The 20,069-nt window shown below is 58.3% G+C and carries 21 protein-coding genes and 1 pseudogene; 2 read left to right on the top strand and 20 right to left on the bottom strand.

From position 1 onward, the window contains the following. Positions 1-444 precede the first annotated feature (444 nt). From NKH71_RS27020 to sctQ, 13 genes are all read right to left on the bottom strand, one after another. A complete protein-coding gene (locus tag NKH71_RS27020; protein WP_352895469.1) occupies positions 445-687 on the bottom strand; it encodes an EscF/YscF/HrpA family type III secretion system needle major subunit in 243 nt (80 codons plus the stop codon). A gap of 2 nt (positions 688-689) precedes the next feature. After that, positions 690-944 carry an EscE/YscE/SsaE family type III secretion system needle protein co-chaperone gene (locus NKH71_RS27015; protein WP_352895468.1) on the bottom strand — a complete coding sequence of 85 codons (255 nt, stop codon included), beginning with the start codon at positions 942-944 and terminating at the stop codon, positions 690-692. Continuing rightward, positions 941-2,314 (bottom strand): type III secretion system inner membrane ring subunit SctD, encoded by a 1,374-nt coding sequence (gene sctD, locus NKH71_RS27010; protein WP_352895467.1) that lies wholly within the window; start codon positions 2,312-2,314, stop codon positions 941-943. The genes NKH71_RS27015 and sctD overlap by 4 nt, the downstream gene beginning before the upstream one ends. After that, positions 2,311-4,404, bottom strand: coding sequence for a type III secretion system export apparatus subunit SctV (gene sctV / locus NKH71_RS27005; protein WP_352895466.1), 2,094 nt, complete (start codon positions 4,402-4,404; stop codon positions 2,311-2,313). Before sctV ends, sctD begins: the two co-directional genes overlap by 4 nt. Further along, on the bottom strand, positions 4,401-4,781 hold the full coding sequence (locus NKH71_RS27000) for a hypothetical protein (protein ID WP_352895465.1): 381 nt from the start codon (positions 4,779-4,781) through the stop codon (positions 4,401-4,403). The genes sctV and NKH71_RS27000 overlap by 4 nt, the downstream gene beginning before the upstream one ends. A gap of 5 nt (positions 4,782-4,786) precedes the next feature. Continuing rightward, the gene (gene sctX / locus NKH71_RS26995; protein ID WP_352895464.1) at positions 4,787-5,152 is read right to left on the bottom strand and encodes a type III secretion apparatus assembly protein SctX; all 366 of its coding nucleotides are present in this window, start codon (positions 5,150-5,152) and stop codon (positions 4,787-4,789) included. 3 nt (positions 5,153-5,155) lie between these two features. Further along, positions 5,156-5,518, bottom strand: a complete 363-nt coding sequence (locus NKH71_RS26990; RefSeq protein ID WP_352895463.1) for a type III secretion system chaperone family protein — start codon at positions 5,516-5,518, stop codon at positions 5,156-5,158. Further along, entirely contained in the window at positions 5,515-6,495 is a 981-nt protein-coding gene (gene sctW, locus NKH71_RS26985) for a type III secretion system gatekeeper subunit SctW (RefSeq protein WP_352895462.1), read from the bottom strand. Before sctW ends, NKH71_RS26990 begins: the two co-directional genes overlap by 4 nt. A gap of 757 nt (positions 6,496-7,252) precedes the next feature. Next, the gene (locus NKH71_RS26980; RefSeq protein WP_352895461.1) at positions 7,253-8,032 is read right to left on the bottom strand and encodes an EscU/YscU/HrcU family type III secretion system export apparatus switch protein; all 780 of its coding nucleotides are present in this window, start codon (positions 8,030-8,032) and stop codon (positions 7,253-7,255) included. After that, the gene (gene sctT, locus NKH71_RS26975) at positions 8,029-8,826 is read right to left on the bottom strand and encodes a type III secretion system export apparatus subunit SctT (protein WP_352895460.1); all 798 of its coding nucleotides are present in this window, start codon (positions 8,824-8,826) and stop codon (positions 8,029-8,031) included. Before sctT ends, NKH71_RS26980 begins: the two co-directional genes overlap by 4 nt. Positions 8,827-8,929: 103 nt before the next feature. Continuing rightward, positions 8,930-9,193, bottom strand: a complete 264-nt coding sequence (gene sctS / locus NKH71_RS26970; RefSeq protein WP_352895459.1) for a type III secretion system export apparatus subunit SctS — start codon at positions 9,191-9,193, stop codon at positions 8,930-8,932. Further along, a complete protein-coding gene (gene sctR, locus NKH71_RS26965) occupies positions 9,193-9,855 on the bottom strand; it encodes a type III secretion system export apparatus subunit SctR (protein WP_352895458.1) in 663 nt (220 codons plus the stop codon). Before sctR ends, sctS begins: the two co-directional genes overlap by 1 nt. Continuing rightward, positions 9,852-10,574 (bottom strand): type III secretion system cytoplasmic ring protein SctQ, encoded by a 723-nt coding sequence (gene sctQ, locus NKH71_RS26960; protein ID WP_352895457.1) that lies wholly within the window; start codon positions 10,572-10,574, stop codon positions 9,852-9,854. Before sctQ ends, sctR begins: the two co-directional genes overlap by 4 nt. Before the next feature lie 1,234 nt (positions 10,575-11,808). On the opposite strand from sctQ, the gene NKH71_RS26955 reads away from it, so the two are divergent. Next, the gene (locus NKH71_RS26955) at positions 11,809-12,072 is read left to right on the top strand and encodes a hypothetical protein (protein WP_352895477.1); all 264 of its coding nucleotides are present in this window, start codon (positions 11,809-11,811) and stop codon (positions 12,070-12,072) included. A 390-nt stretch (positions 12,073-12,462) separates the two neighbouring features. Here NKH71_RS26955 and NKH71_RS26945 read toward each other — a convergent pair whose 3' ends face one another. From NKH71_RS26945 to NKH71_RS26935, 3 genes are all read right to left on the bottom strand, one after another. Further along, positions 12,463-13,392, bottom strand: coding sequence for a LysR substrate-binding domain-containing protein (locus NKH71_RS26945; RefSeq protein ID WP_352895456.1), 930 nt, complete (start codon positions 13,390-13,392; stop codon positions 12,463-12,465). Positions 13,393-13,695: 303 nt separating this feature from the next. Then, positions 13,696-14,070: a hypothetical protein gene (locus NKH71_RS26940; RefSeq protein WP_352895455.1), complete on the bottom strand. Its 375-nt coding sequence runs from the start codon at positions 14,068-14,070 to the stop codon at positions 13,696-13,698. 497 nt (positions 14,071-14,567) lie between these two features. Continuing rightward, positions 14,568-15,668: an ATP-binding response regulator gene (locus NKH71_RS26935; protein ID WP_352895454.1), complete on the bottom strand. Its 1,101-nt coding sequence runs from the start codon at positions 15,666-15,668 to the stop codon at positions 14,568-14,570. Positions 15,669-16,286: 618 nt separating this feature from the next. Here NKH71_RS26935 and NKH71_RS26930 point away from each other — a divergent pair. Further along, positions 16,287-16,692 (top strand): annotated as a pseudogene (locus tag NKH71_RS26930) (IS6 family transposase); the annotation flags it as partial. On the opposite strand, the gene sctO reads toward NKH71_RS26930, so the two are convergent. The 4 genes from sctO to NKH71_RS26910 are packed head-to-tail and all read right to left on the bottom strand — an operon-like array spanning position 16,661 to position 20,017. Continuing rightward, positions 16,661-17,347 (bottom strand): type III secretion system stalk subunit SctO, encoded by a 687-nt coding sequence (gene sctO / locus NKH71_RS26925; RefSeq protein ID WP_352895475.1) that lies wholly within the window; start codon positions 17,345-17,347, stop codon positions 16,661-16,663. The pseudogene NKH71_RS26930 and the gene sctO sit on opposite strands and share 32 nt — an antisense overlap. Next, the gene (gene sctN / locus NKH71_RS26920; RefSeq protein WP_352895453.1) at positions 17,344-18,711 is read right to left on the bottom strand and encodes a type III secretion system ATPase SctN; all 1,368 of its coding nucleotides are present in this window, start codon (positions 18,709-18,711) and stop codon (positions 17,344-17,346) included. Before sctN ends, sctO begins: the two co-directional genes overlap by 4 nt. Beyond that, a complete protein-coding gene (locus NKH71_RS26915) occupies positions 18,711-19,367 on the bottom strand; it encodes a FliH/SctL family protein (protein WP_352895452.1) in 657 nt (218 codons plus the stop codon). Before NKH71_RS26915 ends, sctN begins: the two co-directional genes overlap by 1 nt. Continuing rightward, positions 19,346-20,017, bottom strand: coding sequence for a hypothetical protein (locus tag NKH71_RS26910; RefSeq protein WP_352895451.1), 672 nt, complete (start codon positions 20,015-20,017; stop codon positions 19,346-19,348). The genes NKH71_RS26915 and NKH71_RS26910 overlap by 22 nt, the downstream gene beginning before the upstream one ends. Positions 20,018-20,069: the final 52 nt, after the last annotated feature.

Here is a 20,069-nt window from a genome sequence, read left to right as displayed (position 1 = left end):
CATCGACCAAAAGACCAAGCGCTCGGGGGTATCAGGTTGTGCCCGACCTCATCGCGGACCTAAACCCTCCGAAATGACGGTAGTTCGAGGTGTCCATATGATCTTGGCGCTGATGATCGACGAGGCCGTCATCGACGTTTTCGACTCTCCCCCTGTGAGGATGGTTCGCTGTCCCTTTGGGCTGCATAGGCATCCTGCGTCCTCAACGCCATGTTGATGGTGCTGCGACCGGGAAAATCGCTGCGCGCTTCAAGGAATCAGTGAATCATGCGTTTGTTCGGGTCAGCCCCGTTCGAGTTGGCCAGCAGGTCTATGTCGCCTGATGGGCGGAGTCCCATCGCACTAAGTTAAGGCATGGCGGCGATTGCCATACCGCACTGTCAAATACGGCACGCCGGCCCGCAGATTAGAACGAAGTTTATTTTCTATAATACATCAGAATATTCAGTTGATTTTCTGCAATACTCCCTTCAGAGCGTCGTAGATCATCCTGATCACGCTTGACTCCAAAGCTAGACTCAGGGCCCATTGCTGACCGATGGATTGAACTTTAAGTAGATCTGACGCGTTATCCGGATCCATAGATGTCATGAGGCTGCTAAAATTTCTTTCTGCTGAAACAGTGGCACTGCCGATGTTGCTAGTGATGCTGCTGGCGTTAAGGTTAGGGCCAGAAATGCGCGACATAATTATCTCCAACCTAAGGGTGGTTCCTTATCACGATACTCACTCCAAATCGAGTTGATGATCTCTGTGGCCGCATCTATCGCGTCCAGCATGACCGCCAAGACCTCGAATTCCTGCCTCGAAACGCCAACATCCATTTCACGTTTCAACGATTGCCGGCAGGTATCGAATTCCCTCTCTAGGGCAGATCTTTTTGCACCGTCGAAATCCCTTAGCAACTGCCTCTGCAATTCAAACATGGCCATGACGTCGCTCATCCTTTTTCCTCGACTATCCATCTCGGCTTGCTCGGGTAAGAAACATGCACCTCATTGGCGCCGATGCGCACAAAAATTCCGCCTCGATCTATGTCAACGATCTGGCCCAAGCTCTCGAGACTGTCTCCGACCTTCAGGCGCGTTCCATTCTCAACAACGATGAACGGCGTTCGGCCGAGGTATACACCTCTCGGCGCCGGCAATATGACCGGCGTGAACTGCGTCTCAAGCGGAATGTAGGGTGCGAACTTCTCCTGAAAGCGAGAAGCGACCTTCTGCCACGCTTCAAAAGCAATTGGAGTCAGAGTCCCTGAAACGAGCACGCCGTCTGCCTTGGTTAAGATGTGAATGGAGCGACGCAGTTGGTCCGTTATCGCGGTCTCTAGAAAAACGCGAGCTCGGTCGGGTGTCACGATCGCGTTTTCAACTTCACTTAGCCCTGGAATATCCTGCTGCAGGCGGTGAAGTGCCGCTTGGACCTTCGCATCGCTAGGTCCATATCCTGTTATCGTGATCTCTCCGGGGCCGATCACCCGCACGCTGCCCTCGATTCCGAAGCTGCTTATGACCGTCGTTACGAGATCGATGAGCTGCGAATCCGACAAAGTGGTCGGCCGTTTGGATAACACTTCCGCCTCAAGGCCGGCCGTGCTCAGGGCGGCTCTCAGCTTGGCATAGTCTCCAGGTCGTAGGTCTCCTTCAATGACCAGTTTGTCATCAACGGAGGTGATGTTGACGTTGTGAGCGATGTTTAAGTCGCGAATGATGTCTCGCACCATCATCAGCGGGTCATTGGCCGGAGAGGCTTCCGAGGCGGAGGGGGGAACTCGCCCTATGGCAGCCCAAAACACGACAACCGGCATAATCAGGAGAGTGCAAACTACCGCCCCGAGCCGTAATTGACGCGGTATCACGCCTACCATGACATGCATCTGTCGGCCCATCGAGGCCGACGCCAGTTCGGGAGGGGCCGAAAGTTGCGCGGAAGTGCCCGGCTCCAGGCCTCCCATGGCGTCCGCCTGGGGAAAGCTGCTCCCGGCCGGACCAATCCCAAAAATCGTCCGCCCGACCTGAACCGGTGTCAGCGCATTGAGCACCGTCCAGTCGCCCACTGGAAGGTCTTTGGTCCCGACGCGCACACCCGGTGCCAGGGCAAGTACGTGGATGCGTCCGGCCTCGACAGTAATGCGGAGATGTGTGGCAGCCAGTTCCGGATCAGCGAAGGTGAGGTCATTGGTGTCACTGGCACCGATTAGCCAGACGCCTTCCTCGAGCGGGGTCTCTGCACCCCGGTTGGGACCGGCCAGCACACGCAGGGTCAGCTTGGCATCATCGCCAGCCAGAGTCACTTCTTCCATGGTATTTCTCACGACAGCGATATCCTTGCCAACGGCTGTACGGAGATATCGGGCGTAAGTTCCTGATAGGAGAGCACGGGTAGCCCGTAGAGATCGACTTCAATAATCTTGCGCATGAATCGGCGGATATCGATAGAGGTCAGCAGCACAGGCTTGTGCGGCTGCTGGCCGACATTGCCTATCGCATCCCGCACCTTATCGACGATTTGCCGTGTGGTGCGAGGGTCGAGGGCGAGATAACTGCCCGCGGAAGTCTGCCGAATGGCATTGCGCACCGTGTCTTCCACTTCCGGCGAAAGTATGTAGGCCGGCAACAGGGTCCTGCCGACAGAGTGCCGAAAACAGATTTGCCTTTTCAATGCACAGCGCACATGCTCCGTGAGCAGAACTGTGTCTTTTTCCTTCTGTCCCCATTCGACCAGCGCAGTGAGGATAGTGCGCATGTTGCGCAGCGAAACCTCCTCGGAAACCAGTCGCTTCAAGATCTCAGAAATCGTCTGCAGAGAAATGGTCCGCAGCACCTCTTTTACGAGTTCCGGAAAAGATCCTTCCACCTGATTCAGCAGATTTTTTGTTTCCTGGATTCCGACAAACTCATCTGCTTGCCGACGCAGGACATGGCCAATGTGGTAGCTGAGGATCTGAACCGGTTCCAAAAATGGGATGCTGGCGGCTTGCAACGACTCGCGATGTGCCATCTCCACCCAAGTGGTCTCGATCTGAGGCAGGAATGGCTTATCGAGCAGATACGGAATGCCCACGATTTCAAGGTTCTCGGGGATATCACGAGCCAGGAGGTGATGCGCCCGTAATGATCCTTCACCACATGGAATTTCATTTACCATGATCGTGTAAGCGCCATCCTTGTTGCTGTCGCTGACACGCAGATTAATGCCTGGAAAGGGAACGCCAAGATCGAGAAGAAGCGCCTGCCGCACAGTGGCCAACTCCTTGTCCAGCCAGTCTGGCCGGAAGATGGTCTGAACGTCTCGACTAATGTCGAGCATCAGAGGAACCGTTAGCGTGATGGCATTGCCGCTTTCGTCGCTCCGTACAGCCGGCCCGTCCGACGCCGACACGGGCGCCCTGATGCCTGCGACAGAGTAGGAACTCGACGGCGCTGAAAGCGACCGCCTGCGCTGCAACAACCAGCCACCGCCTCCAGCCAATACTGCCAATATCACGAAAATTGCCGAAGGAAAGCCAGGTACCAAGGAGAACAGAAGTAGGATGAAGGATCCTGCGATCAGGGCACGTGGCTGGGCTGTGATCTCGTCCCCAATCTCCCTGCCTAGATCTGAGCCCGTATCCTTGTCGCTTATCCTCGTGACGATAAAGCCTGCCGTGATTGAGGTGAAGAGAGCCGGGATCTGACCGACGAGCCCGTCGCCGATGGTCAGGATGGTGTAAATCTCGAGCGCTTTGTACAGGCTCATGCCCTTTTGCAGAGCACCAACCGCTATGCCGCCAATGATGTTCACGACGATGCTTATCAAGCCTGCGATTGCGTCACCTTTGATGAACTTCATGGCACCGTCCATGGCGGCATACAACTGGCTTTCGCGCTCGATGGCGATGCGGCGCCGACGGGCTTCCTGAATATTGATGGCGCCTGCACGCAGGTCGCCATCGATGCTCATCTGCTTGCCCGGCATCGCATCCAGCGAGAAGCGTGCGGCGACTTCAGCCACACGCTCGGACCCCTTCGTCACGACTACGAACTGCACGATGGTGATGATCAAGAAAGTAACTGCGCCCACCACGAGATTCCCGGCCACCACGAAATCGCCGAAAGCCTTGATGATCTGACCAGCGTCTGCGTGCAGTAAGATCATGCGTGTCGCAGCGATGCCGAGGGACAACCGAAAGAGCGTTGTCAGCAAAAGCACCGAGGGGAAGGAGACGAACGCGAGGGGCGACTTAATATAGACTGCGACCATCAGCAGCAGCGCGGAGACCCCAAGATTGATAGCCTGCAGCGCATCCATCAGAACCGCCGGCAGTGGAATGATCATCATAAAGATGATCGCAACTAGTAGCCCCGCCAGAATAATGTCGTTTCGGCCAGTAGCAACTGCCAGGACCTTGTTGAGAAAATTCACGCTATACTTCCGAGCGACGCATCCGGCACAGCCGCCTGTGTCAGCAGTGCTGTGACCATTCGCTGACATGCTCTCGCCTCCGATTTGAGGCCGAGTTTCCAATAGGCCTTGACCCGCACCTGCAATATCCGGAATCGCTCCTCATCATTCAGCGCGTGAACCAGAAGCCGGCCAGCCTCGGCTGCGGCCTCCTCGCAGTCTCCCGCTCGCAGCAATGCCAGGCAGCGTGCATGTCGTGCCCAGCCCCATCCCGAGTCAACATGATCGAGGGCGAGCAGAAGCTTGGATGCATCGTGAAGAAAGCCAAACCTAATGTAGAGATACGCTAGCACCGATAGCGCATCGCGCTTGTCGGGACTGATAAACGGCTCAGTCATCGGGTCTATCCTCGCATCAAAGCACGGCAAGCGTCGTCGAAAAGGAAACGGTCGAACTGCGCCCGATCGAGTACCGTGAGCGCGTCCCGGAGCACGGCACGATCTGGGTCTCCAGTTTGCGCAGCCAAATCGGCCAGCGATGCATGTGCGGCTTTGAGGGTCACGGCGTATGTCGGCGGCTCAAGAATTCCGGGATTAGCGATCGGAGGCGCGAAGGCGGCCATCATCAGGTCATCCACGGTGGGAGCGTCGTATAGCAGATCGAATTGCAAAGCCGACCGAGCATCGACTATCAGGCCTGTTCGCCGCAGTTCCGCCGATCCAGAAACGGTTGGAGCAGAATTCAAGCTACCGGAAACGATCCTAATCATATGTCACCGCGCCGCGGCATCAATTTCGTCGACGAGTCGCACGAGAACCTGCGCTCCGCTTTCTAGAGTTGGAAGATCGACGCGATTCTCAGTAATGCTGATGAGCAGGACCAGCAGCGCCTCGCCATAAAAGGCGACGTTCACCATGTGCGGAAGCGCACGATCCGGGTGTACCGCTTTGAGAGCTGCCGCGGCGATCCCTTGGCGGTGAAGCGGCATGGCGCGCGTTAAGTACATTACGACAGAGCCATCGCGACACTCGATGTGGAGATTGCCCGATCGTTCAAATCGCAGCGTTAATGGGGGCGCCTGCGGTGGAAGTCCCATCGCCGAGCAAAAAGCCTGAATAGAAGCGTGGGCGCTCATCTCTCTTCCTGTCCAATGCGGATGTCCATCGCTTCCTCTACTGCCCGCAAGGCCGATTCTCTTGCCTCCAAATCGCGGTAGACTCCGACTGGAATCATCGCGAGAAGATTTCGAGAGTCGCGCAGTACGGCAATCTGCAAATCAAGGTGAGCGCGAGGGATTCCTAACCGTTCCGGAATGGGAATGACCTTCGACGGACCGGGAACGGAATCTTCCACTAACGGCAATAGCTGCCACATCACGCCGACAGCGGTGATATCGATGATATTTCGCCGTCGCATCCGTTCGACCATCTGTTCGCAGCACTCGTGCACGGTATCCAGCACTCGCAGCGCCGACAATCGACTGAGGATCTCACTTAGCCGAGTAGGCTCGACCGACGGGCCAGCTGAGGCGATGTCCTCGCCGAGCGCACGCGTAAGAAAGGCGACGTGCCATGCAAAGCCCTCGACTCCAGACTTTCTAAGAATCTCCTTATAAACCTGGAGCGGTCCTGGATCGCTCGAGACCATGGCCCGATAGAAATCACGCAGCTCTGCAGCGAGCCCTTGATCTCCCGCCGCTAGTTCAGACGCTGCCACGGAAATATTGAGGCCGGCACGAACAGCCACACCCTGCTCGGCCATGAGTTGGGCCATGGCACCATCCGTCCGTGCGCCAAGCTGGTCGAGGCCCTCGCGTCGCAACTCTCGCGCGGCCAGATCGAGTGCCGCATAGGCATAAGAGGGATCAGCGAACCGCCGGCGAACCTTTCGGAGTATGTCCTGCAAGGCAGAATCGTCGCTGCGGATATCGCGCAACAGCGCTTGCAACTCGGCACGGTCAAAACACGGGAGACGTTCGAAATAGGACTCTAGTTCGTGGACTGCGTTGAGCGGCGGCGCTCTGCGCTCCTCGGAGATTTTCCGCTCAGCTAGCCCCTTCGACTCCATCGACTCGGAAAAACCGAAAGTGCGCTCTTCCTTTGCCTGTTCCAAGAGAGTCGCGTGTGTAGGCGTCGTCAGGCGAACAGCTTCACCGTTCCATGAGCCCACGTGTACCGGGACCGCCTCGATCGCCATCCGATCAGAGCAACCGCGCGAAACCGCCGTTTCGGATACCGTCCTATCAAAAATCACTTCGGCTCCGTGCGGTCTTACGGCGGATCGCCTCGGCGTCCCGCCGAGCTCTATCCTTCTGGGTCCCGACGGCAGTGCAATGCAGATTGGCGGGGTACGGGCTTCCTCGCAGGCCGACTTGCCATTCCGTGGCTGGGTTGCGCAAGGCTGGGTGGATCCGCATTTTTCCCTCCTTCTAGGTCGGTGCTCGCTCGTGGCGTAGCTACGTCTGGGCAGCGCACATCGAAGCGAACTGTGCCAGTGTGCTGCGTTCATGCCCTTTCCGACGGGCCAAAGAGATATCAGTCCATACGTATTATGACTTCATGGCATGCATGACAAATATGAAGCCGTTATGAGCACATACAAAAATGCATATGGACTCAGCAAACTGATCCGGCGCCGAGAGAAATATGCATCTTAGGCCTGCTAAGACATTGAATTATACAACCGATAGGACGGACATAGTCTCCAGTCTTGCGGACCGTCAATCAGCAGCGCGTGCGCCAGCGGACTGTTTTGCATCACAGCCTCTGTCGTCTGCTGCGCCAGATCGGTACCGATCGCACTGATCACGGGGAAGGGCGAACGCTTCCGATCGTAATAAATCGCCACGCAACATACATCGGATTGGTAATCACGACGGTCCCCTGCGCGACCGGTCGGTCATGCCTTTGGCGAGCAACTCCATATGGAGTTGTTTGCGTTTTGCCATGACTAGGGGGGCACCATTGCTCTCCTTGTATTCTCGCTTCACCTCATCCTTCGACATCAGGTTTTTCTTCGTGAATTGGCGACGCTGGAACGCTAAGTCCGCAATGGCCACCGTGAGAAAACTCAATGCCGCATAGATGGCGATACCGAGCAGCAGGTTACCTGTCACCACTCTTAAGCAGGATATCCCGCAACTCGGGGTCCAGACGAGCGCATGCATACCGTCGCGCAGCACGAGCAGCAGAACCGAGCCGAGTACGAAGATCTTTCCGATCGATTTGGCCAATTCAATGAAATTCCCCAACGAAACCATCCTTTTGACGTTCTCACTGGGGCTCAGCTTAGTCAGCGCCGGGGCGGCCGCCTTGGGCGTGAACATCGGGCCATTCTGTAAGACGTTGGCGCCCGCGCCGATCACCAGAACGATGCCGATGAAGGGCGCGAGCATATGTTGTAGTTCGACAATATAGGACTGTAGGAGCTTTTGAGTGACGCTCAGGAGGTCGCCTTCGAGAAGCGGTATAGGCAGCAGGATCATTGCCTCAAGGCGGTCTATCATGCCGGACAAGGAGGCGAAGAACAGAGCGAAGAATGCGATGGTCAGTGCTGCGGAAACGACTTCATTGCTCCGCGCCACCTGTCCCTTCCTGCGCAGGTCGCGCAGCCTTTTGGGGGTAGGCTTTTCGGTCTTCCCGCCGCTCATGACAACCACGTGCTGATGAGGTTGAATATTGCGCCTTGTGTTGGCACGCGTTGATCGGCCTCCGTCAGAACGATCATGAGCGAAAGGACCAAGACCAGGAGGGCCACCGCACTCTTGACCGACATGGCGATAAAGAAGACCTGCAGTTGCGGTGCAAAGCGGCCGATCAGTGCCAGAGCCAATTCGCTGAGGAACATAACAACGATGGCTGGACCGGCGAGAACTAAAGTCAGTTGCATGACGACATCTGCGAGATGCAGAACCCCCGTTGGGAATGCCGGACCGAACGCCGGCTGCAAGCTCCACAAAGGCCAGACCTCATGGGAGCGGTAGAGCGCTTCGATCAATGCGGAGAAGCCGCCAGTGGCAAACAGCCATGTGACGAAGAGCTGGGCGAACAGCGTTCCAAGCGGCGAGACCTGATTGCCGCTCGCCGGATTCAAGAGGCTTGCCATCGCGGCGCCCCTTTGGTTGTCAATGAAGGTGCCCGCCGCCTCAACACCCCAGATGGTCGCGGCAATTGGCATGCCGAGTACCAGCCCGAGCAAGAGTTCCTTCAGCTCTAGGCCCATGACCAGCGTCAGATCCCAGGTGTCGAGGTTCGCAGGCCTAGTTGCCCAAGCATGCGCCATCACCGGGAAGCTTAATGCCGTGATCGTGCCGTTTCGCGCCAGTCCGGTCATAATGCCGCGCCCTAGAATAGGTATAATCAGCATCATGCCCGTCGTACGAGTCGTCGCGAGCGCAAAGACGACAAGGGCAGTGTGCAAGAGAGATGGATCAAGTGGCGACATCAGACGGACCAGGTAAGATGGTCGAGAGTGCCTCGCTAGGATCGCCCGCATAATTGCCGCGGGAGAGGGCAGACCGGTCGGGATTATTCTTGAACCGTTGCACTTACATGGCTCCGATATTGTCGAAAACGTTTAGCGTATACTGGTAGAGCTCCCCACCGATCCAGCTCCCAGTTGTCACCAAAACCAGGCTCACGCATATCAATTTCACCGCGAACGGAAGTGTCTGCTCATTAACCTGGGTTAGGGCCTGCACCAAGCTGACGACCAGCCCAACCGCCGTAGCAACGACGATCGTGGGCATCGACAAAACCAGAGTCAGTTTCAGCGCGTCGACGGCCATGTTGGCCAGAGTGGCGGTACTCATCACGATGGTCCCGCATAGGACAAGACGAGACCGTGAATCAGGCGCTGCCATCCGTTCACAGAGACGAACAAGAACAGTTTGAAGGGCAGGGAGATCGTCATCGGCGAAACCATCATCATACCCATCGCCAGAAGGATGTTCGAAATCACGAGGTCGATGACGATGAAGGGCAGGAACAGCAGGAAACCTATCTTGAACGCGTCCGCCAACTCGGATGTTATGAATGCCGGGATCACAATTATAAAATCGCTATCGCTTACCGCATCGGCGTCCCGTTCGTTCCACAATTCACGGGTCGCATTGGCGAAGAATTGTCGTTCCTGTTGCGACGTGTTCTTCAGGAGAAAATTGCGAAAGGGCTCTACAGCAAGCGGTATCGTTTCGCCGAGCCCACGGAGATCTTCGAACACGATCTCCTTGTGCCGCACTGCTTCATATGCGTTCTTGGCCGCTGGCTGCATGATATATACCGAGAGCAGGATGGCGACCGCATTCATCGCCATGTTCGGCGGGATGTTTTGGACGCCGAGGGCATTTCGGATCAGGCCGAACACGACCACGAGCTTGACGTACGACGTAACCGTAATCGCAAGGAACGGGACGACCGCGATCGCGCCGATCAAGGCGATCATTGTAACGGGATCAGGCAACCCGGTGTTCATGACTCGGCGCGTTTTAGGCGGATGTCTGCGACACGCACACCTGTCCGATCGGCGATGCGCACCAACTCGCCCGCAGCGACCACCTGGCCATTGACTCGCAAAGTGATATTGGTCGTGGCGTCGAAGCCGAGATCCAATACCTGGCCCACAGCGAGTTCACGAAGCTGCTTGAGAGACATGGTCAGGCGTCCGACCTCCACATCGACCACTAGGTCGATGCTGTCGAAGGTTTCCGAAGGGAGAGAGTCTGATTTACCCATCATGTGATCCACCGCTGAGAGTACTGCAAGGCGGCCATCCAGGATCGAGGCGCGAAATCGTGCATTGCCAGACAGGCACAGTAGAACGGTCATCGCGCCGTCACGAGCGACCGGTGAGGCGTCGAGCAGGATGACGTCGCGCGGCGCGAGTGCCTGTAGTTCCGCCAAGCTAAGGCTCACACGGGCGACTCTTAGATCGAGAGACAACGCCAGATCATCGAGGAGTGCGCACACGACCGGCATCCGATCGCAGCAGCAGATGGTGATCCATTCGAGTCCGTCGGCATCGAATTCTACTAGCCCGAGGAGTTTGCCCGGACCGTCCAAGCGAACAATCCCAATCGCGTAGGGGAGCACTTCGGTGATCTCGGACGAAGACCAGATGGGCCGCTGACCGCACCATCGTTCCACCTGGATCGCCACCTCGCGTAGAACGATGTCGAACAGGATTTCCCGCAAGCCGGGATCCAATGGCAGCGTCGTGATGTCTGGCCAATGTGTCACCGCTACGGGCGGAAGGAGAGTCGAGTGGATCGCGATGCGGAAATTGTGCCCGTGTAGGCGTACCATAAGCCGGCGGCAATCTGCCGGGACAGGCGGAGGTGTCCAATCGGGCATGACGGCTGCCACGTCGATGCCAGCGAGGCTGAAAGCGGCCGGCAAGCGAGTTGCAAGACGCGAAATGGCGGCGGCCTCTCGTGAACTATAGCAAGGCAGATCGATCACGTGCCCCTCTCGGCTACATAGTGAAGAACTCGCTGGAGCCCGCGCGACCGTCGGTTGGGCCGCCAAGGAAATGGAGTTTTAGTCCGCGCCTCGTCGCTGCGTTATCTCAAGCTCGTGACTGCCGAGACCCTTGCCGGGACATCCTCCAAGGGCCCACATCGCTTCTTGAGCGTTTACGATGCCCCACTCGACCTCCCAAGTGCGGGCACAGCGACGCGGTAGCCCGCCCCGCGGGTGGGGCGGAACGGTCACTTTTCGTGACGGCCGCCCAACGCAGCATACCTACTAGCGAGCACCCTCGCATCACGTCGATGACTAACGATGCGGACGGCCGTCGCAATGGACTCGATCGGTTCGGACAGGCTGTCGATTCAAGTCATTTTCGGTCCAATGATCATTCCCCGTCATGGCGACGGAATCCCGAAATCACTCCGCTCGCCAGGAAGGGGCGCCCGCTCAATCGTCGAGCTGTCTTTCACATTCCAATCTACTCAACGCGGGCCAGAAGCAAATACTATGTCGATATTGGATCATCTGCCCTTCTTATGAATGAGATCTGATATGCATCCACCCTGAGTGCTCTTGATAGGCAGCGGCACCCCAGAAATCGTCTCCAGGTATTCAAAGCACGGCAGAAGCCGCCTGCCTGAAGCGATGTTTCTTCGCGAACGAGTCGCCTCAGAGTCCCTTCCAGGCGCGCCCCCACTAGGTCCATTTGGTGGGCGCGAGGCTCGTCGGGCGCGTTGAACCAGACCATCTGCGCCTTGCGTTTCTTCTACGGCGTGACGCTGGGTAGATCTGATCTCACTGAGTGGGATCGCTACGCCCGGACGCCGCAAGTTGCCGTCGTATTAGCGCCGATCAGGTGGTCGGCTTCTGCAGGCCGTGAATGCGACGAGCAACCGGTTCGCTCTGATGACCACCTATGCGGTGGGCTTGCGCGCCCGGGGCGGCGCGTCTGCAGGTGATGGACATCGATGGCAGCCGGATGTTCATTCGCATTGCGCCAGGCAATGGCGGCAAGCACCGCTACGTGATGCTGTCGCTGCACTGCTGGAGATTTTGCGTCTTCCGGTGGTCGGCCAAGGCGCGCGGCTCAGGAATTCTGTTCCTGAGCCATGAAGATGGAAAGGAGAGATTCATCGGATGGCTACGGACAAGGAACTTCTGGACCAACTGCTTCCCGCCTGCGATCCCAATGTTCGCAAGGACGGGCTACGCGACGACCTGAGCGCATTCTCGCGCCAAGCTTGACGAGCATCGAGGATTAAATCGCTGGTGGCGCCACCAATCGCCGCAGGACCTTCGAAGAAGTGGTTCTGACCGGCACGTCGACGATGACGGTTTTGGTCCCGTGCGATCGCACCGGCACATTCGACCCAAAAGCTAGTCGCCAATTAGATCATTTTATATGTCTGTGCGGATGAGCGCCTGACAGAAGACCGCACTCGATCACACGAAGAGGGGCCAGAAGCTTTTCCATTACAGGCGGCAACCACGGAAGGCTCCATAGGCAGCGCTCGGAAGGCATTGCTCTAACCAGCTCGGCGAGTTTGTGGCTCAATCACTCGATCGCCTTAAAGATAGTCGTCCGAAGACATACCGCTTGCAGTACTCGCAACTACTGAGTTGGGACGCGCTCCCATTCGGGGGGGCACGCTTCGCTAAGGTGCTTTTCTAGCTGCGCGCCGAGCAAGGCACTTGCCGCCTCGGCGGCGGAGGTGAGCGGCATGTGGGCGGATGAGATGAGGCATACTGTCAGATGAATCGGTGGATCGATGACGACAGGCCTCAGAGCTTCGTAGCCTGGAACGTCTGAGAAATCCCCCTTGGGAACGATCGCGCTTGCTACGCCGGCTTTGACCAAGGAGAGCACGCTGCAGAACGTGTCGACCTCCGCGACGCAGTTCGGTATGACTTCGGCCGCTCCAAACGCCCGGTCCAGTGCGACGCGGATCGTATGCGGCTGTGCTGGCAGCACAAGAGGAAGTCCCGCCAGCTCTTCGAGGGACACTGAGGTCGCCACATTTTCCGCATTGGCAGGCCGGACCAGATAGAGGCGCTGGCGGAACAGCGGCTTGCGGGAAACACCATGGGTGGGTGTGTCCTCGAAGACCAGGCAAACGTCAAGCTCGTGCGATTCGATGAGCGAGCTAATGCGGAGAAAGTCACAGGTCACCAAGCGCAGGGTCACTTTGGGGAGTGCTGTCCTGCAGGCGCCAGCTAAGGGGCCAGCGAGGGAGACCGCGAGCGACGAAGAAATACCGAGCCCCACTGAACCTTCTGGCTCTCCGCCGGTGGAGCGAACGATGCCGCGCAGTTGCTCTACCCGCTGCAAGATGGAGACGGCCTCCCGATAGAAGATCTTGCCCACTTGGGTCGGGCAAACGCCGCGTGCGCTCCGGTGCAACAGGGTGGCGCCGAGCGTGGCTTCAAGGCCAGCGATCTGTTGGCTGAGGGCCGGCTGGGCCACATGAATGGTGGCCGCTGCCCGGCAGAAGCTCCCTGCATCGACGATGCTCACGAAATATCTGAGTTGGCGTAGTTGCATGGGATAGCCTTGTCAAGGTTCCGGCGGGCTCCGTACTTCGCAAGGAGAATTTGATCCCCGCCCTCAAGCGCGCATGAAGAGTTTTGCTCGGCCGGCTCGCCTTGCCGCTGGGCCGCTACCGGTCAACCGTCGGAAAGACGCGCATTCCAAGGCCGCAGCGACAACGAGCGGCCGCAGCTCTTCGTCTTCTATGAGGACACCGAACTCGTACTCCCTCCACTTGCGCCAATAACCGCGCAGAGCGCGTCCGATCACGAGCAGAGTCCGGCCTCCGGCAGTCCAAGCCTGGTGAACGAACCTGATTCACCTCGCATGCCTGTCGCCGCGCGCCATCAACGCGCTTGGCCTCATCATCTGGTTCGAGGGGGTGGTCAGGTGCAAGGCGTTCGGCTCAAGAAAGCGACGCTGTTCCAGCGGCACATTAATGCCTGCAGACTGATCTGTGATTGTGGTATAGTCACAACCGCCGTCGTCATGGTCGTCGGGGGCGGCGGGAGCCGGACCGGTCGCCATCAGGGCTAGCGCGCCAGCAAGTATGGTGCGCAGCCAGGCAGACGAAATTTCGGCCGCGGCTTCGGAATGCCCGGGGCGGCGACATCTTTTGGTGAGGGGGACATCATCGCATGTCTTTCTCCTGTTTCGTAACGTGTTTGTTGATAATCCGGTGTCGTCTGCCATTTGGCGATGATCGGTACTTCGGATCTCCTGACTGGTAGTCCCAACAACAACCCTTCTGGCACAGCTAGCTGACAGTAGCCTGAACGCTACCAGCGATTTTCGCGACGGCGATCCTGAGTGGCGACCAGGATAGATTATTGCCATCGATCTTGAGGCTCGGCACAGCTGACCGGGACAAGCCTGTTGATCTGGAGACGAACGTTGGGGTGAGATGACGGATCAACGTCCCATGTGAATGAAAAAGACCGTTCAGAACAACGCTACAGCACGGGCTCTCACGGCGGGAATCCGAAGTTGTGAGTGCAGGAGGAAGCGCCTTAGGCTTGGGTGGCATGCTTGTCTCACGCCAGTGGATTGGGATGTGGTGTGCCCGTGCTGACTTCCTCTGGCGAGCCGGCCCACCGCGGGTTTAATTACCACCCCTGTTTGACATTCTCCGTTGCCCAGCAGCGTACAATGCTTCCTACGCCCAACCTGGTCGCTGCAGCAAACCAGTGTCATTGAGGGATTCGAATAATCGCCTCAAAACCATCCTCGCGACCTGGGGCAGGCGAGGCAAATTCAAGGCTGCCCCCGACGTGCTTAATAACATGATTAGCGATGGGTAGACCACGGCCTGAGTCCGCCTGAGTCGTACGACGCTTATATCGCTCAGTTATTTCGTCAAGGTCTGGGAGGGGCACCACCGGTCCTGCGTTTACAATGGCGATGGTTCCATCAGCTCGGACGGAAACTGTTGCCGGGGTATCGGGCAGTCCATGTGTGAGTGCGTTGTCGAGTAGGTAATGAAGCGCGAGGGAAACCGCAAGGGCGTCTTCAAATTTGCGCACCAAAGGGGGGCAGCCGTCGACGTCAAGGATGAGCCGTCCGGCAAACCACGGCTTTTTCAAGAGGTCATTAACCTCTGACCGAACCTTTCGGACAAGATCGACGTGGTGTGTGATGCCGTTCCCCGATTCGGGCACGAAACTGTACCCGACGCCACGCACTGTCGCTATTCGCTTCCGGCCGATCTTTTTGCGGAGCCGGCTAACATAAACCTCCACGGTATTGCTCTCAATTTCCGAACCCAAGGAAGAGAGTTCTTCCTCGATCGTCGCCTTCGAAACTACCGCTCCGGGTCGGCGCCGAAGGCAGATGACAACTGTCCATTCGCATGCAGTCAGGTAGACCGGCTGCCCGTCGCGCTCGCAGCGCCGCTCGGCCGAGTTTATTGACAGCGTCCCGACACAATATGGCTCCGGGAACTTCCCATCACGACGCCCCACGGCATGAATGCGCGCGGAAAGTGCGCCGAAATTGAACGGCTTGACCAAATAGTCGGCGGCACCAGCGTTGAGCCCCTCGATGCCGTCCTGATCGCGGCCTGCCACGATGATGACCGGTGCCGAATCAAGCCGCTTCCTCATCTCCCGCAGGTAGTCGATGCCGTTGCCGTCTGGCAGCTCAATGTCGAGCAGAACAAGGTCGTAGGCGAACAGACTTGCTTTATCCCGCGCTTCGGACAGGTCCTTGGCCCAGTGGACCGCGTGGCCCATCGTATGTTCGCGTACATCGCTGACAAAGTCCTCGTTGTGTTCAATGAGCAAAATATACATGCCGAGCTCCATTAATAGGGCAGGGTTCATGCCTAATGACGGAACCTGACGCTGCGCTGAACCCCCGTGGCGCAAAATGTCCGGCGGCTTTCAGGCTGCCGTCAGCTACGGGTGTCAGAAGGCCGTTACGGAACAACCAAAAAAGGCAAATTATGGACGCCATTCTGATCTCGGCACTTTTTATTCATGTGACCACCGTTGGCTCTGCATCGGCCGTCGGCAAATCCGACGTTGGGACCGCCGAAAGGCGACCCTGCCAAGCGGTACTGACCAAGCTTGAAGCGGCCCGAAGGCAGATACATTCGAGCGAGACGATACGGCTGGTCGATGCCGTCGGGTCGAAGGGACGCTAGGCCGAAACCCACTTCGACCGCAAAACTTCGCGCGTGTGGGTGGTGCCGGCGAGGAAAGCTAAGGGCTAGCGATGCGCCACCACCAGAGTCAAGAGGCCCTGTGTCAGGATTGTTCCTTTGTGTCCTGGAGGGCCGGCCGGGTGGCGTTATCCTTGGTGGATGAAATATAGTCGGCATGACCGGCCATGCCGCCGCGGCCCTCATCATGTGCCCGGGCGTTATCAACTTAACTCGCGTTCAGGGATTTGCAGCATAGACCGATGTCATGAACACCGCAACCGTCAGCTACAAGCGCCACCGTTTCCCGCCGCAGATCATCGCCCATGCGGTCTGGCTCTATTACAGGTTCCCCTTGAGCCTGCGTCTGGTCGAGGAAATGCTGCTGGAGCGCGGGATCGTGGTTTCGTATGAGACAATCCGCCGGTGGGGCATCAAGTTCGGTCCGCATTACGCTCGCCGCTTGCGCCGCAAGCAGCACAGCCGAAACGATGTCTGGCACCTGGACGAGGGTCGTCATCACCATCGCCGGCAGGAAACACTGGTTGTGGCGCGCCGTCGACCAGGATGGCTATGTGCTCGACGAGATCGTCCAGAACCGCCGCAACACCAAGGCGGCCAAGCGCTTGCTGACGCGGCTGCTTAAGAAGCAAGGCGTCGCGCCGAAGCGCATGCCATCTCGCTTGTGTCAGCCTCGACATGGCCCCTCTCGACATCCGTTAGGATGGCGCAGCCGGGAACCGACCAAAATCGCTTTCCGGGATCCGCGCAATCGCGGTCCTTGAATTCTGACAACGAATGGCCGCTCCACATCGGATGCAGGTTCACCGAGACATTATCGTCTTGCTCCCTGCCCAAACGAGTCTGCCTCTGGGCGAAATCCTCCGATTCCAAATCCGCTGAGCGCTCTTCCTCGAGGGTGGCGTCGGAGCGCAGGGCTCGAACGAGACTCTCGAATTTGCTAACCTCGCGCCATGCCTCACGCGCCGTGCCGTACGCCTCCTCACGTGCCTGCCGAGCTAAGTCGGTTTGTGCCCTTGCCTGTTCGAGGTGCTGTTGGAGTAGCTGTTCGTGTTGACGCAGCGAGATCATCTTCGCATTCACCTCGTCAAGATCAATGAGCGCGGCGGCTTCCCCGATCAAAGGGTCGTATAGCGCGGCTTCGCGAGCGGGAAGGTCTTCGCGCCATCTACGAAGGTCCGTCAAGGCGGTTCCGACAGCCGCGACAGCATTGTCGAGAGTCGTGTGCCTCAGGCGCAGTGCATCTTCGGCGCGGCGGCGCCGCATTTTCTTCAATTCGAGAAGGCGGTCCACGGGGTTGGGAGTCATGCCAGACACGCGGCAAGCTCATCGAGCATTGCGTCGAAGCCGATCTGCTCATTTGTCGACTGTCGCAAGAACCTTCGCACCTGGTCTATCTTGGCGATCGCTGCATCGACGAGCGGATCGGCTCCTCTCCTGTACTCGCCAACGCGTACCAACAGTTCCACCTCCTGGTATTTGGCCATCAGCTGCCGCAGGCTGCCCGCCAACAATTCATGGTCTGACGACACGATAGCGCTCATGACGCGGCTCACACTGGCCAGAATGTCGATAGCGGGATAGTGGTTCGACATCGCCAAGGCGCGTGAGAGCACGATATGACCATCGAGGACAGATCGGGTTTCATCGGCCACCGGTTCGGCCATATCATCGCCCTCCACAAGCACGGTGTAGAAGGCCGTTATGGATCCAAGGTGGTTGTTCCCAGTGCGTTCCATAAGCCGCGGCAGTGAAGCAAAAACCGATGGCGGGAAACCACGCCGCGTCGGCGGCTCGCCGGCCGCAAGACCAATTTCCCTCAGTGCACGCGCGAAACGGGTCACCGAATCCATGAGAAGCAGCACACGCTTTCCTTGGTCGCGGTACCATTCGGCGATCGTCGTCGCGACGTAGGCCGCCTTGGCTCGCTCCGTTGCGGAGCGGTCGGAACTGGCGACGACAAGAACGACTCTCGAACGCGCTTCTGCGTCGACGCTGTGTTCGATCAACTCCTGCACCTCCCGGCCACGCTCGCCGATTAGAGCTATCACGATCACGTCGACCGCTGCGCCACGCACCAGCATCGACATGAGGGTACTCTTGCCCCCGCCCGCAGCGGCAAAGATGCCGATACGCTGTCCCTCGCCGCACGTTAGAAGACCATCAATCGCCCGGATGCCGACAGGAAGAACGTTGTCGATGATACGCCGGGTTAAGGGATCCGGTGCCTCCCTGTACACGGGTACCCGGTCTTCCGGAAGCAAAGGCCCATTGGTGGATGTGTCCAGAGGTCGGCCGAAACCGTCGAGTACGCGGCCGAGCAAGTTCCAGCCGGTTGGTACCATGAGCGGCTTTCCCGTAGGGATCACTTCAGTGAGCGTGGAGAGGCCCTGCATTTCTCCTAGAGGTGTCAGTATAGCGACGTCGCACTGCACGCCAACCACTTCCGCCGACAGTTCGAAGTTGTTCTCCGGATTGCGAAGAGTGCAAAGGTCGCCGATGCGGGCGCCCGGCGCCATGGCACGGATAACCGTTCCAACGATCTGGAGGACACGGCCGCGGACGTGCATTGTCGAAGCCTGCGCAACTGCTCGTTTTGCGAGCTGGAAGAAACGATCGATGTTCTCGTGCTCGGGGGAAATAGCGTCCGTCGGTTCGGCTGGCTCGGACATCACCTTGGTGTTCCGAAATCACTATGGTTTGGCTTTGCAGAGTCTAGTAGGGCGCTACGCAGGCCGCTTTCGATCGCCGCAAGCTGGCTCTCGATCGTGGCGTCGACCAGTCCGGCATCGGTCTCGAGAATGCATCCCGCATCCTTTACGCGCGCGTCGGCGATCAGGTCGACGACGGCGCGCGATGTCGCGGTCGGGAGGATCTCGTCTAACCGGTTGCGGACCGCCTCTAGGAGCGACGGTGCCACGCGTACCCGGACGAGGGAGTTGTGGCCCGCGAATTTCAGACCGCGCATAGCGATCTGCACTGCCGCCTCCACCGGCTCGATAGTGTCGATGATCCGGCGCGCGATCTGCAGGCCTATGTCGATGATCTGCGCCTCATTCTGCGCCATAATCCGCAGAGACTGCGTGGCGATCGCGGTCAAACGGGCTTCGATTGCCGCTTGTGCTTCAGCCAGGCCAGCCTCTTTGGCCCTTACCTCGATCGCTCGGGCGGATCCGCGCGCCGCATCGATGAGTGCATTAGCTTCGCGCCGTGCCTGTGTAAGCACTTGCTCGGCATCTATCAGTGTCTGTGCGCTCCCGGCCGGCAAGATTCGCCCAGGGCCGAGGATACCCGCCGATGCAGGTGTCAGCTGAACCAATGCGACCATGTGGGCATCCTTTTACGGATCAGGCGCCGCATCGCATAAAATGCGTCCTCGCCAGCATTGTCGTCACGACATTTGTCCACCGCCGCCGCCCAGAGTGGCGCGGGCCGGCGCAGGCCCAACCGAGTCCGCAGCATTTGCGGAATGTCACCAATCGCAAGACCGAACATCGCCGCGCCGCATTGAAGCAAAGCGCTGGGCGCGGACGGAATGTCAGAAGCACCGAGCGCCGACATCAGTTCGGCAATCGGGCGCGGTAGAAGTGCGGCTTGCGAAGCGAACGCGACGGCTTCTTCACCGAGGTTAGCGCGAGCCGCCACGATATCGGTCGTCCGAAGAAGCCTTGTAAGGCTGGATGCACCCACCCAGGCGCCGGCCAGGCGCATCAGGCGCACGGCGTCTGGGGCCGGTAGGAACGCGAGCCGGCTTCGTCGCGCGGCGCCAGCGGAAATGATTGCGGACGGTTCATCACTTTGGCCACGAAGGAGCCAGCGCCCGAGCTTAACACGAGTGAACGGGTCCGTCTGAGCACTATCCAGCGGCATCCATTCGGGCCAACCATGCGCCATTGTGAAATCGAGATCAGCGGCAGGATCGGCAATGCAGTACATCACGGCCCTCGCCCACGGTGCTTCAAGCCATTCATCCGACATCGCGTCTGATCTTCCGGTGATCACTGCTGAACTGTTCGATACGATTAATCTC

Origin of the sequence: Mesorhizobium sp. M0983 (assembly GCF_040318975.1) — a bacterium.
Lineage (GTDB): Bacteria > Pseudomonadota > Alphaproteobacteria > Rhizobiales > Rhizobiaceae > Mesorhizobium.
Note: the sequence above shows the minus strand (reverse complement) of the source record. Positions and strands in the feature narration are given on the sequence as shown.

Coding starts and splice junctions, on each gene's coding strand:
- sctS (WP_352895459.1), bottom strand. CDS start 9,193: ATGAGTACCGCCACTCTGGCCAACATGGCCGTCGACGCGCTGAAACTG.
- sctT (WP_352895460.1), bottom strand. CDS start 8,826: ATGTCGCCACTTGATCCATCTCTCTTGCACACTGCCCTTGTCGTCTTT.
- NKH71_RS26955 (WP_352895477.1), top strand. CDS start 11,809: ATGGACATCGATGGCAGCCGGATGTTCATTCGCATTGCGCCAGGCAAT.
- NKH71_RS26915 (WP_352895452.1), bottom strand. CDS start 19,367: ATGGTCGCATTGGTTCAGCTGACACCTGCATCGGCGGGTATCCTCGGC.
- NKH71_RS26945 (WP_352895456.1), bottom strand. CDS start 13,392: ATGCAACTACGCCAACTCAGATATTTCGTGAGCATCGTCGATGCAGGG.
- NKH71_RS27015 (WP_352895468.1), bottom strand. CDS start 944: ATGAGCGACGTCATGGCCATGTTTGAATTGCAGAGGCAGTTGCTAAGG.
- NKH71_RS27020 (WP_352895469.1), bottom strand. CDS start 687: ATGTCGCGCATTTCTGGCCCTAACCTTAACGCCAGCAGCATCACTAGC.
- NKH71_RS27000 (WP_352895465.1), bottom strand. CDS start 4,781: ATGACTGAGCCGTTTATCAGTCCCGACAAGCGCGATGCGCTATCGGTG.
- NKH71_RS26935 (WP_352895454.1), bottom strand. CDS start 15,668: ATGTATATTTTGCTCATTGAACACAACGAGGACTTTGTCAGCGATGTA.
- sctN (WP_352895453.1), bottom strand. CDS start 18,711: ATGTCCGAGCCAGCCGAACCGACGGACGCTATTTCCCCCGAGCACGAG.
- sctX (WP_352895464.1), bottom strand. CDS start 5,152: ATGATTAGGATCGTTTCCGGTAGCTTGAATTCTGCTCCAACCGTTTCT.
- NKH71_RS26980 (WP_352895461.1), bottom strand. CDS start 8,032: ATGAGCGGCGGGAAGACCGAAAAGCCTACCCCCAAAAGGCTGCGCGAC.
- NKH71_RS26940 (WP_352895455.1), bottom strand. CDS start 14,070: ATGGCAGACGACACCGGATTATCAACAAACACGTTACGAAACAGGAGA.
- sctO (WP_352895475.1), bottom strand. CDS start 17,347: ATGACTCCCAACCCCGTGGACCGCCTTCTCGAATTGAAGAAAATGCGG.
- sctR (WP_352895458.1), bottom strand. CDS start 9,855: ATGAACACCGGGTTGCCTGATCCCGTTACAATGATCGCCTTGATCGGC.
- NKH71_RS26990 (WP_352895463.1), bottom strand. CDS start 5,518: ATGAGCGCCCACGCTTCTATTCAGGCTTTTTGCTCGGCGATGGGACTT.
- NKH71_RS26910 (WP_352895451.1), bottom strand. CDS start 20,017: ATGTCGGATGAATGGCTTGAAGCACCGTGGGCGAGGGCCGTGATGTAC.